Genomic DNA, 11,797 nt, shown 5'->3' with positions numbered 1-11,797 from the left:
GGTTTCGAGCCCAAGAAAAACAATAGCCAGAGCAGTCGTTTAACCACTATGGTCGATTTTTTGAAGAAAGCCTGGAGCGAAGTGCTCCATCCCATGCTGCAACGCCCCAAGCGATTGCAAGTGGCTGCGCTGTGCTATCGCACGGACGAACAAGGGAAAAAGGTTCTTCTGGTCACCAGCCGTGGCACCGGGCGCTGGATCCTGCCCAAGGGCTGGCCGATCAGCGGCCTGAATGCGGGCCAAGCCGCGCTTCAGGAAGCCTGGGAAGAGGCCGGGGTGCGCAAGGGCGCGGTCGAGGGCAAGGCAATCGGCACCTATACCTACGACAAGGCACTGGACGAGGGCTGGAGCATCGAGATCGAAACGCTGGTCTACCCGGTCGAGGTCGAGGACATGCGCAAGGACTTCCCAGAGGCGCATCAGCGCAAACGAACATGGGTAGAGCCATCGGAGGCGGCCAACATGGTCCGCGAGCCGGAGCTTCAGTCGATCCTGAGGGATTTGTAACTCTTTTGTAAATAATTTGTAACAAGGGCGGTTGATTTGCGACACGCTCTTGCCTAGGCCCGTCCCGCGAAGCGAGGGGAGCCTGAGGCATGAGCAACGATTCCGGCGACAGCCGTCACCTTGAAACACTGGACCGGGATCTGCACAGGCTGTCCTACCTGGAATCCGCCACCAGCTATGTGGCGCGGCCGATGGTCGGGCCGGGTGTCGCCCTGATCTTCATCGTGCTGGCGGGGCTTATGGCCGCGATCTTCTTCGGGCAGGACAGCAACGGCATGATCGTCGTCGTGGCCGCAGGCTTCGGCGCCTATATGGCGATCAATATCGGTGCCAATGACGTGGCCAACAACATGGGCCCCGCCGTGGGGGCCAATGCGCTGACCATGGGCGGCGCCATCGCCATTGCCGCCGTCTTCGAAAGCGCGGGCGCCTTGATTGCGGGCGGCGACGTTGTCTCGACCATCGCCAAGGGCATCATCGAGCCGGAATCCATGGTCACCGCCGAGATCTTCATCTGGGCGATGCTGGCGGCGCTTCTGTCCTCCGCCCTTTGGGTGAACCTCGCCACCTGGGTCGGCGCGCCGGTCTCCACCACCCATTCGGTCGTGGGCGGCGTCATGGGCGCGGGCATCGCGGCGGCTGGTTTCACCGCCGTGAACTGGCCCACGATGAGCGCGATTGCCGCTAGCTGGGTGATCTCGCCGGTGCTTGGCGGGGGCATCGCGGCGCTGTTCCTGTGGTTCATCAAGGCCAATATCATCTACACCCCCGACAAGATCGCCGCCGCCCGCAAATGGGTGCCGGTTCTGGTCGGGATCATGGCGGGCACCTTCGCCGCCTACCTGGCGCTCAAGGGCCTCAAGCACCTGATGCGGGTGTCGCTCGGGCTGGCGCTGTCCATCGGGGTCGGCGTGGCGATCGTGACCTGGCTCGGGATGATCCCGGTCATCCGCAAGCAGTCCGAAGGGCTGGAAAACCGCAACAAGTCGCTCAAGGTCCTGTTCGGCATTCCGCTTGTGGTCTCTGCCGCGCTGCTCAGCTTCGCCCATGGGGCCAACGACGTGGCCAATGCGGTTGGCCCGCTGGCAGCCATCGTGCAGGCCTCGCAGTCCGGCGATTTCACGCAGGCGGTGAGCATTCCGACCTGGGTGATGATTATCGGCGCTTTCGGTATTTCCTTCGGGCTGTTCCTGTTCGGACCAAAACTGATCCGCATGGTGGGTAGCCAGATCACCAAGCTGAACCCGATGCGCGCCTATTGCGTGGCGCTGTCCGCCGCCATCACGGTGATCGTGGCCAGCTGGCTCGGCCTGCCCGTCAGTTCCACCCATATCGCCGTGGGCGGGGTCTTCGGCGTGGGCTTCTTCCGGGAATGGGACGCCGAGCGCCGCCTGCGCCTGGCGCGTGGCAGCATGCCCGATGCAAACCGCATCGCACCCGAGGAACGCCGCCGCCGCAAGCTGGTGCGCCGGTCGCATTTCATGACCATCATCGCAGCCTGGGTGATCACGGTGCCAGCGGCAGCGATCATGTCCGCCATTCTGTTCTTCGGCATTCAGGCGGTTGTCGGCTAAGGCGGGTCAACGATAGGTGCGATCCTCGATCGGGGTCGCTTCGATCTTGTCGAGCAACCGCGCGAGCAAGGATTCCTCGGCCCGGTTCATCCGGGTCCGGGGGTTCCAGACCACATGCACATCAACGGCGGGCGGATTGTCATAGGGCGGCAGCCGCCACAGCAGCCCGTCCTGCACATCGCGCGCCGCCACATGCACGGGCAAAGGCCCGATGCCAAGCCCCGCGACGATCATCCGCCGAACCTCTTCCAGGTGGCTCGACGTGCCGACAACCTGTTCGCCGATGTCGGATTCCGCGCGTAGAAGGGCCACGGGTTTCAGCACATCCTGTAGCCGGTCTGTCTGGAAGCTGACGGTGTTGTGCCCCGACAGGTCGCCGCGCGTCAGTCCCCGCTTGCCGAACAGTGGATGCGGCGGGCCGCAGAACAGGCCGAAGAATTCCCGGTAGAGCCTGCGGTATTCCAGCTTCGGGTCCATGTCGCGCACCAGGCAGATCGCGAAACTGGCGCTGCGCGCCCGCACGGCGGCGATGGTCTCGGCACTGGTGCGCACATCGAAGGTCAGTGTGGCCTTGGGATGCGCGGCGTGGAACTCCGCCAGCGCGGAATCGAGCAGCGGGCAGACCACGTGACTGGCCAGCGCCACCTGCACATGGCCCCGCACCTCGTCGGTCATGTCGCGCATGAGCGTCGTCAGCCGCAGGATGGAGCCCTGGATATCCAGCGCCTCGGCAAAGAGCCTCTCCCCCGCCTCGGTCAACCGGAAATGCCCCGGCTTGCGGTCGATCAGTTTGCGGCCCAACCGATCCTCCAACCGCTGCAACGCGGCCGAAACCGAGGGCTGCGCCAGATTCAGCCTGCGCGCCGCATCGGTGATCGAACGCGACTGCGCCAGAACCACGAATGTGCGCAGCAGGTTCCAGTCCAGTTCCCGAAGGATCCTGTCCGGGGGAAGGCGCGCATCCTCCATACCATAGACCTCATCTATTGTTAGAATACCAATTATCTATTTGATCTATGCATAGCGGCTTTCCATGCTCAGGCCAATCCCGCACCCGAGGAAGCGCATGTCCATCGAAGCCCGCGAGGCCCGCCAACCCTGGATCCTGCTGTCACCGACGCTGACGGTGATCACGCTTCTGCTGATCGTGCCGGTGCTGTTCATCGTGGTCTATTCCTTCTGGCTGCGGACCTCCGTCGGGGATGTGCAGCCGGGGTTTTACCTCGACAACTGGGCCGACACGCTGACCGACCGCTTCTATCGCGACATCCTGCTGACCACCCTGCGCATCGCGGCGATCACCACGGTCGTCTGCGCGCTGATGGGCTATCCGGCGGCCTATTTCATCGCCCGCGCGAAAAGCAACAAGGCGCTGCTGCTGCTGTTGCTGATGCTGCCCTTCTGGATCAGCTACATCATCCGCACGATGAGCTGGATCTACATCCTTGGCACGAACGGGGCGCTGAACACCGCGCTGCAATGGCTAGGGATCACGGCAGAACCGATCCAGATGCTCTATAACGAGACCACCGTGATCCTGGGCCTCGTGCATTTCCTGCTGCCCTTCATGGTGCTCAACGTCTATGTCAGCCTCGATGGCGTCGATGAAACGCTGGAGGACGCGGCAGGCTCGCTCGGTGCCACCAAGTGGCAGAGCTTCCTGCAAGTCACCCTGCCCCTGTCGCTGCCCGGTCTCGCGGCGGGCAGCCTGCTGTGTTTCGTCCTTGGCGCGGGCACCTACATCACCCCCGCCGTCCTTGGCGGGCCGCGGGACGCGATGTTCGCCAACCTCGTCTACGAGGCGATCATCATCCAGCTGAACTGGCCCCTTGGCGCGGCCCTGTCGCTGCTGCTGCTGGCCGTTCTTGGCGCACTGGTGATGATCTACAACCATTTCCTCGGCCTCGGCCAGTTGATGAAGGGGCTTGGCTGATGGGGTGGTCGCTGATCCGGGTCTGGACCCTTCTGGTCTATCTGTTCATGTTCCTGCCGATTGCGGTGGTGGTCCTGCTGGCCTTCAACGCCAACCAGTTCGGGTCTTTCCCGATGACGGGGCTGTCGCTGCGCTGGTTCGATGAATTGTTCCAGAACGAGGCGATCCTGCGGGCGCTGCGCACCTCGCTGACGCTTGGCGCGCTGACAGCGCTGATTTCCACCACATTGGGTGTGCTGGCGAGCCTCGCGCTCGTGCGCTACGACATCCCCTTCCGCAACACGATCTCCACCATCCTGATCGCGCCCATTCTGGTGCCGGAGGTCGTTCTGGCCGTGGCGCTGCTGCTGTTCCTGCAATTCCTCGGCATCCACAAGAGTTTCACCCTGCTGCTCTTCGGTCACGTGATCTTCACCCTGCCTTTCGTGATCCTTGTGGTGCAGGCGAGGCTTGTCGGCATCCGCCGCGACGTGGAAGAGGCCGCGATGAGCCTTGGCGCCTCGCCCATTCAGACCTTCTTCACTATCACCCTGCCGCTGCTGACCCCTGCGGTGGCTGCTGGCGGGCTGTTCGCCTTCACCATCAGCTTCGACGACATCACCGACACGCTGTTCTGGAAACCTGGCGGGGTGGAAACCGTGCCGACCCAGATTTTCGCCATGCTGCGCAATTCCATCAGTCCCGAAATCAACGCTCTCGGCACGCTGATGATCCTGATCACCGCCGGGCTGCCCCTGATCGGGCTGGCCATATCCCGGAAACTCGCCATGCGGCGGGACCGGGCGGGGTGATCCAATACCAACCAACCATCCCACCAGACCTCACCAACAGGGAGATCGACAAAATGGACAATACCACACGTTATCAAAGGCTTCTGGAGCGCTATCAGAACGGCGACCTTGACCGGCGCAGTTTTCTCGGGCTCATCGGCGCGGCGGGTCTGGCCTATGGCGTGCAGACGCCCTTTGCCCGCTACGCCAACGCGCAAGAGGTGACGCAGGTCCGCTTTGACGGGTGGGGCGGCATCGTGTCCGAGGCCTTCCGTGAACACGCCTTCGCCCCCTACACCGCCGCAACGGGCATCGAGGTGGTCGACGGCACCTTCGGCGGCGGTGACGAATACCTTGCCCGCGTGCGCACCAGCCAGCCTGGCGAATACAACATTGCCCACCTGTCGGGCGTGTTCGACTATGCGCGCTATCACAACCTTGGCCTGTCGGTGGAACTGAACGAGGCCAACATTCCCAACCTTCAGCTCTGCATCCCGGCCCTGTCCGACGCCTTCCGCGCGATCAGCGGCGGGTCGCTGTCCTGCGTTCCCTATGACTACGGCACCACCGGCATCGCCTATAACCGCGCCTATATCTCGGACGAGGAAGCTCAGGCGCAGGGCGCGGGCCTTCTGATCAACCCCGACTATACCGGCAAGATCGGTGGCTGGGCCGACTGGCGCACGCGCATCTGGTACGGCGCGTTGCAGACCGGTCAGGACCCCAACAACATCACCGATATCGAGGCCGTCTGGGACGCCGTGCGTCAGCACCGCGACCTTGCCCTGCGCTACTGGACGTCTGGTGCGGAACTGATGAGCCTCATGGCGGAGGAGGAAATCCACGTGACCGAGGCCTGGTCGGGCCGCATCTTCGCGCTTCAGGAACAGGGCCACGACATCGGCTATATCGACCCGCCGAACGGGTTCGGCTGGCAGGAATGCCTGTTCGTGATCGCGGGCTCGCCCATGGAGGCCTGCGAGGAACTGCTGAATTTCATGCTGGAACCCGCGACCTCCATCGCCGTGGCCGAAGGGCAGAACTATCCGCCCGCGCTCGACCCGACGCAGGTGGATCTGGGCGACAAGATCCCGACCCTGCCGGCCTTCGACCCGACCGGCACCCTGTCGGGCCTGACCTTTGCCAACCCCGATTACTGGAATGGCAACGAACAGGAATGGTCCGAGACCTTCAGCCGCGTTCAGCGCGGATACTGAGCCTGACACTCGGGGCGGCGCTGCCTGCGCCGTCCCACACCCTTTCCGGAAAGGACCGCCCCCGTGAGCGCCGTCACCCTGAGCAATATCTCCAAGCAGTTCGGCAGCTTCACCGCTGTTGAGCCGATGTCGTTGGACATCCCTGAAGGCCAGTTCGTGACGCTTCTGGGCCCCTCGGGCTGCGGCAAGACCACGACGCTGCGCATGATCGCGGGGCTTCTGGACCCCACGGGCGGCGAGATCACCATCAAGGGCCGCCGCGTGAACGACCTGCCCATTCACAAACGCAATCTAGGGATCGTATTCCAGAACTACGCGCTGTTCCCGCATAAGACGATTGCCGACAATGTGGGCTTTGGCCTGCGCTACCGCAACGTGAGCAAAGAGGACGCCGCCCGCCGCGTGCGCGAGGCGCTGGAGCTTGTCCAGCTGCCCCATGTGGCCGACCGCTACCCCTCTGCCCTGTCCGGTGGCCAGCAACAGCGGATCGCACTGGCCCGCGCCATCGTGATCGAACCCGACGTGCTGCTGCTGGATGAACCGCTCTCGGCGCTCGACGCCAATCTGAGGGAAGACATGCGGGTAGAGCTGAAAAAGATCCAGCACCGCATCGGCGTGACCTCCATCTTCGTCACCCACGACCAGGCCGAGGCGCTGGCCATGTCCGACCAGATCGTCGTGATGTCCGATGGCCGTGTCGAACAGGTCGGCCCGCCGGAGGAGGTCTACAATGCCCCCGCCAGCGAATTCGTCGCCAATTTCCTCGGGGCCTCCAACATCCTGCCGGGCCAGTGCACCGGGCGACAGAACGGCACCGTGGTGATGGACACGCCGCTTTTCGGTACCGTCCCCGTTCCGGCAGAGAAAGCGCCGAACGTGCCCGGCGCGGGCGCTGCGAAACTGGTGCTGCGGGCCGAGAAACTACAGCTGGTGCCCAAAGGACAGGCCGACCCGGACCAGATCAGTGCCGAGGCCGTCGTCGAAACCGTAGACTACCAGGGCCAGGCCGTGCGTTACTTCGTGTGCAGCGGCGACACTCAGCTACAGGCCATCAACATGATCGACACACGGCCCTTCGCGGAAGGCGACTCCGTTTCCATCCAGTTCCGCCCGCGCGACTGCGCCGCCCTGCCGGGGGCCTGACGCCATGGCCGGGGAGGGAAAGAGCCACCTGTTCTACCAGGGTCGCGGGCGCAAGCCGGTTCTCGACCAGGCGCGCGGCGTCTACATGTGGGACACGGAAGGCAAACGCTATCTCGACGGATCGTCGGGCGCGATGGTCTGCAATATCGGCCATTCCAACGACAACGTACTCGACGCGATGCGCCGCCAGATGGAGAGGTCGACCTTCGGCTACCGGCTGCATTTCGAAACCGAAGCATCAGAAGCGCTGGCGGCCAAAACGGCGGAGCTGACGCCCGAGGGGCTGGACCGGGTGTTCTTCGTCTCAGGCGGGTCGGAGGCGGTGGAAAGTGCGATGAAGCTTGCCCGGCAATACGCGGTGGCAACGGGCGAGGCGAACCGCTGGAAGGTGATCAGCCGCGCGCCCTGCTATCACGGCTGCACCCTCGGCGCTTTGGCCATCACCAGCTACACGCCGCTCACCCGCCCGTTCGAGCCGATGATGCAGCCAATGCCCAAGGTGCCCGCCCCGCGTGCCTATCTCGACGGGCTCGACCCTGAGGAGGAGGCGACCGGCCACCATTACGCCGACATGCTGGAGGCGAAGATCATCGAGGAAGGCCCCGAAACCGTGCTGGCCTTCATCGTCGAACCGGTCGGCGGCGCGTCCACGGGCGCGTTGGTGCCGCCTGCGGGCTACATGGAACGGGTGCGGGAGATCTGCACGCGCCATGGCGTTCTGCTGATCATGGACGAGGTCATGACCGGCGCGGGCCGCACGGGCAGGTTCCTGGCCGGGGATCACTGGGGGATCACCCCCGATATCATCGTCATGTCAAAGGGTTACGCGGCTGGTTACGTCCCCCTCGGGGCGATGGTCGCGAATGAACGCCTTGTCGAACCGGTGCTGGACGATGGCGGGTTCCAGCACGGGTTCACCTATGCGGGCAACCCGCTGGCCTGCGCCGCAGGGGTCGCCGTGCTGTCGGAGATCGAGCGGCTTGGCCTCTGCCATAATGCCGAGGTGATGGGCATGGGCCTCAAGGCGCGACTGAAGGGCCTGATGGACCGTTACCCGATTATTGGCGACGTGCGTGGCAAGGGGCTGCTGCTGGCCTTCGAGTTCATGGCCGACCGCAAGACCAAAACCCCTCTGCCCGCCGAATTGCGCGCCTTCGACCGTTTCGTGCAGATCGCTTATGACAACGGCCTCATCGTCTATTCCCGCCGCACCCGCGACGGAACGGAGGGCGACCATATCCTCGTTTGCCCGCCGATGATCGTGACGGAAACGCATCTGGATGAGATCACCCATATGCTGGATCTGTCGCTGAGGCAGTTCACAGACGAAATCCACCACAAGCTGCCGAAAACCGCCTGAGGCCCCATGTCCAAGATCATCATCACCTGCGCGGTCACGGGCTCTATCCATACCCCCTCGATGTCGCCCTATCTGCCTGTCACGGCAGAGGAAATCACGGATCACGCGGTTGGCGCGGCAGAGGCAGGGGCGTCTATCCTGCACCTGCATGCCCGCGACCCGGAAACCGGGCAGCCCTCGGCGGAGGTGGATCATTTCATGGGCTTCCTGCCGCGCATCAAGCAGGCGACGGATGCGGTTCTGAACATCTCCACCGGCGGCAGCGCAGTGATGACGCTCGATCAGCGCCTTGCCGCGCCGAAACGGGCACAGCCCGAGATGTGCAGTCTGAACATGGGGACGATGAATTTCGCGCTCTACCCCGCCGCCGACCGGATCAGCGAGTGGAAACACGACTGGGAAGAGCCATTCCTGCGCGAGTCTGACGATCTGGTCTTCAAGAACACCCCCCGCGACATCGCCCGTATCCTGACCGAAATGGGCGAGGAGCGCGGCGCGCGGTTCGAGTTCGAATGCTACGACGTCAGCCACCTTTACATGCTGCGCCACTTCATGGATCGCGGGTTGGTGAAAGCCCCGGTCTTCGTGCAGTTCGTCTTCGGTGTGCTTGGCGGGATCGGCCCGGACCCGGAAAACCTGACGCATATGAAGCTGATCGCGGACAAGCTCTTCGGATCGGACTACGCCTTTTCGGTGCTGGCCGCCGGGCGTCACCAGATGCCGCTTGTCACCATGGGGGCCACCATGGGCGGGCATGTGCGCGTCGGGCTGGAAGACAGCCTGATGATCGCGCGGGGGCAGTTGGCGAAAACCAATGCCGAACAGGTCGCCAAGATCCGCCGCATCGTGGAAGACCTTGGCCGCGAGGTCGCCACCCCCGCCGAGGCCCGCGCGATGCTGGACCTCAAGGGCGCCGACCGGACGGCGATCTGAGCCATGGGAAACGTGACGATCCGGCCCGTGGAGGAGGCTGACCTGCCGATGCTCGACGGGGCGCTTCGCGCGCTCTCGGACGATTTGGGCAACACGCATCGCGCGCATGTGGACGCGCTGCGACAGGCCGGGTTCGGCCCCTGCCCCGCCTTCCATGCGATGCTGGCCCTGTCGGGGGACACGGCGCGGGGGGCGGTCATGTTCTCGCCCGTCTTTTCCACCGTGCGGGGGATGCCGGGGCTCTATGTCTCCGATCTGTGGGTCTCTGACGCGGCGCGTGGCAGCGGGATCGGTCGGCGGTTGCTGGCGGCGGCCTCGGCACGTGCTTGGGCGCTGTGGCGGGCGGGCTACCTGCGGCTTGATGTCTATGACAGCAGCCCGGAGGCCATTGAATTTTATACCAAACTTGGCCTTGCACCGATGAAGGGTCAGCGCACGCTGGCCCTGTCGGGCGCAGGGTTCGACCAACTGAAAGGTGAGGCATGAAAGCGATCTTCGACGCGCGGCAATGGCGCCACGACCCCAGGCATTTCATGGCCAATGGCGCGATCCTGCCAAACCCCGAACAGCCTGCCCGCATCGACATCCTGAAAGCGGGGGCAGAGGCGGCGGGCTGCGTGTTCGAGACGCCGGGCGACGCGGGCCTCGGGCCGATTGCCGCCGTCCACACGGCGGAATACCTGAGCTTCCTGCGCCATATCTATCCCCGCTGGCAGCGCATCGAGGGCGCGGGCGAGGAGGTGATCCCCAACATCCACCCGGCAAACCGCGCCGACGGCTACCCGAAATCCGCCGTGGGGCAAGCGGGCTACCACCAGGCCGACACTGCCTGCCCGATCGCGGAAGGCACGTGGGAGGCGGCCTATTGGTCCGCGCAATCGGCCATCGCGGGGGCGGATCTGATCGTAGGCGGAGACCGCGCGGCCTATGTGCTGTCGCGCCCGCCGGGGCACCACGCCTTTGCCGACCTGGCGGGCGGGTTCTGCTTTCTCAACAACTCCGGCATCGCGGCGGAACACTTGCGCGCCAAGGGGTTACGCCCCGCGATCCTCGACGTCGATGTCCATCACGGGAACGGGACGCAGGGCATGTTCTACCATCGCGGCGACGTCCTGACCGTGTCGATCCACGCCGATCCGGAGCGGTTCTACCCGTTCTTCTGGGGCCACGCGCAGGAACGCGGCGAAGGCGAGGGCATGGGGGCGAACCTGAACCTGCCGTTGCCGCGTGGCACCGGGGATGGCGACTACCTGCGGGCGCTCGATACAGGGCTCGACCGGATCGCCTCGTTCGGGGCCGATGTGATCGTCGTGGCGCTTGGGCTGGATGCCTATGAAGGCGATCCGTTTCAAGGGCTTGGCGTCACCACGCCCGGCTTTGCCCGGATCGGCGCGGCAATCGCCGCAACGGGGTTGCCGGTGCTGTTCGTGCAGGAGGGCGGCTATATCTGCGAGGGGCTAGGGGGGAACCTGACCAGCGTATTGGGTGGCTTCCTGAACGGCTGAGATCAGCCTGCCAGAACCTCCCAAACCAGTTTGACCGACACCCCGGCCAGCGCGATCTCGACCAGAAGGAAGAAGACCCGCTCTGGCAGAAGGCGGGCGATCTTCGCCCCGCTCCAGGCCCCGGCAAGCGCGCAGGGGATGAGCCAGACCGCCTGCCCGACACTGTCCCATGTGATCTGGCCCGCAACGATATAAGGCGGTACTTTCAACAGGTTGACAGCCGAAAAGAAGATCGTGGTGGTGCCGAGATACGTCAACTTGTCGAGCCGCTGCGGAAGAACATAGGCCTGGTAGGGCGGGCCGCCCGCGTGGCTGATATAGCTCGTCAGCCCCGACAGCGCCCCCCAGATCAGCCCGCGCGGCACGTCGGCCTGCCTTGGCAGATGCTCCCGTTTCGAGAGCCGCCGGCGCAGCGAATGGAACAGGTATGAGATCGCGATGCCTGCAACCAGCAGCTTGATCGCATCGCCGGGCACGTAGGAAACCGCCAGAAAGCCGAGACCGACCCCGCAAACCCCCGCAGGCATCAGGATTTTCAGGTTGCGGACCGAGAAGGCCTTGCGGAAGAGATAGACGGCGTACATGTCCGTCGTGATGTAGATGGGCAGCAGCAGGCCCGCTGCGAGGGCGGGATCCATGAACAGCGACATCAGCGGCACCGAGAGGATCGCGATCATCGGCACGCCGCCCTTGGACAGCCCCATCAGGTAGGCCGCCAGCCCCGCGATGATCCAGAATTGCGCCAGCTCGGCCATGTGCCCGCCCTTGCCTGTTCTGCCCCGGGCCTAAGGGGGTCACGGCGCGGGTGCAAGGGGCGAAAACCGGGGGGTGCCCCCCGTACACCCCCTGTACACC

12 protein-coding genes are annotated in these 11,797 nt (G+C 64.5%); 10 read left to right on the top strand and 2 right to left on the bottom strand.

What is annotated here, in order from left to right:
- Positions 1–93: 93 nt before the first annotated feature.
- Both RBB16_RS17355 and RBB16_RS17350 read left to right on the top strand, forming a co-directional pair.
- Positions 94–507: an NUDIX hydrolase gene (locus RBB16_RS17355; RefSeq protein ID WP_306047349.1), complete on the top strand. Its 414-nt coding sequence runs from the start codon at positions 94–96 to the stop codon at positions 505–507.
- 89 nt (positions 508–596) lie between these two features.
- Positions 597–2,081: an anion permease gene (locus RBB16_RS17350; RefSeq protein WP_306047348.1), complete on the top strand. Its 1,485-nt coding sequence runs from the start codon at positions 597–599 to the stop codon at positions 2,079–2,081.
- 6 nt (positions 2,082–2,087) lie between these two features.
- Here RBB16_RS17350 and RBB16_RS17345 read toward each other — a convergent pair whose 3' ends face one another.
- The gene (locus RBB16_RS17345) at positions 2,088–3,050 is read right to left on the bottom strand and encodes a LysR family transcriptional regulator (protein ID WP_306047347.1); all 963 of its coding nucleotides are present in this window, start codon (positions 3,048–3,050) and stop codon (positions 2,088–2,090) included.
- Positions 3,051–3,147: 97 nt separating this feature from the next.
- Here RBB16_RS17345 and RBB16_RS17340 point away from each other — a divergent pair, with 97 nt between their 5' ends.
- From RBB16_RS17340 to RBB16_RS17305, 8 genes are all read left to right on the top strand, one after another.
- Positions 3,148–4,014, top strand: a complete 867-nt coding sequence (locus tag RBB16_RS17340) for an ABC transporter permease (protein ID WP_071691375.1) — start codon at positions 3,148–3,150, stop codon at positions 4,012–4,014.
- On the top strand, positions 4,014–4,805 hold the full coding sequence (locus RBB16_RS17335; RefSeq protein WP_306047346.1) for an ABC transporter permease: 792 nt from the start codon (positions 4,014–4,016) through the stop codon (positions 4,803–4,805). The genes RBB16_RS17340 and RBB16_RS17335 overlap by 1 nt, the downstream gene beginning before the upstream one ends.
- Before the next feature lie 53 nt (positions 4,806–4,858).
- Positions 4,859–6,001, top strand: a complete 1,143-nt coding sequence (locus tag RBB16_RS17330) for a PotD/PotF family extracellular solute-binding protein (protein ID WP_306047345.1) — start codon at positions 4,859–4,861, stop codon at positions 5,999–6,001.
- A 63-nt stretch (positions 6,002–6,064) separates the two neighbouring features.
- Entirely contained in the window at positions 6,065–7,144 is a 1,080-nt protein-coding gene (locus RBB16_RS17325) for an ABC transporter ATP-binding protein (RefSeq protein WP_306047344.1), read from the top strand.
- Positions 7,145–7,148: 4 nt separating this feature from the next.
- Positions 7,149–8,504 (top strand): aspartate aminotransferase family protein, encoded by a 1,356-nt coding sequence (locus tag RBB16_RS17320; RefSeq protein WP_306047343.1) that lies wholly within the window; start codon positions 7,149–7,151, stop codon positions 8,502–8,504.
- 6 nt (positions 8,505–8,510) lie between these two features.
- The gene (locus RBB16_RS17315; RefSeq protein ID WP_306047342.1) at positions 8,511–9,437 is read left to right on the top strand and encodes a 3-keto-5-aminohexanoate cleavage protein; all 927 of its coding nucleotides are present in this window, start codon (positions 8,511–8,513) and stop codon (positions 9,435–9,437) included.
- A 3-nt stretch (positions 9,438–9,440) separates the two neighbouring features.
- Positions 9,441–9,923 (top strand): GNAT family N-acetyltransferase, encoded by a 483-nt coding sequence (locus tag RBB16_RS17310; RefSeq protein WP_306047341.1) that lies wholly within the window; start codon positions 9,441–9,443, stop codon positions 9,921–9,923.
- Positions 9,920–10,942, top strand: a complete 1,023-nt coding sequence (locus RBB16_RS17305) for a histone deacetylase family protein (protein ID WP_306047340.1) — start codon at positions 9,920–9,922, stop codon at positions 10,940–10,942. Before RBB16_RS17310 ends, RBB16_RS17305 begins: the two co-directional genes overlap by 4 nt.
- Positions 10,943–10,944: 2 nt before the next feature.
- On the opposite strand, the gene RBB16_RS17300 is transcribed toward RBB16_RS17305, so the two are convergent.
- On the bottom strand, positions 10,945–11,697 hold the full coding sequence (locus tag RBB16_RS17300) for a sulfite exporter TauE/SafE family protein (protein ID WP_306047339.1): 753 nt from the start codon (positions 11,695–11,697) through the stop codon (positions 10,945–10,947).
- Positions 11,698–11,797 lie beyond the last annotated feature (100 nt).

This window comes from Nioella sp. MMSF_3534, from assembly GCF_030732985.1.
Lineage (GTDB): Bacteria > Pseudomonadota > Alphaproteobacteria > Rhodobacterales > Rhodobacteraceae > Nioella.
This window is presented reverse-complemented; position numbering and strand designations above follow the sequence as displayed.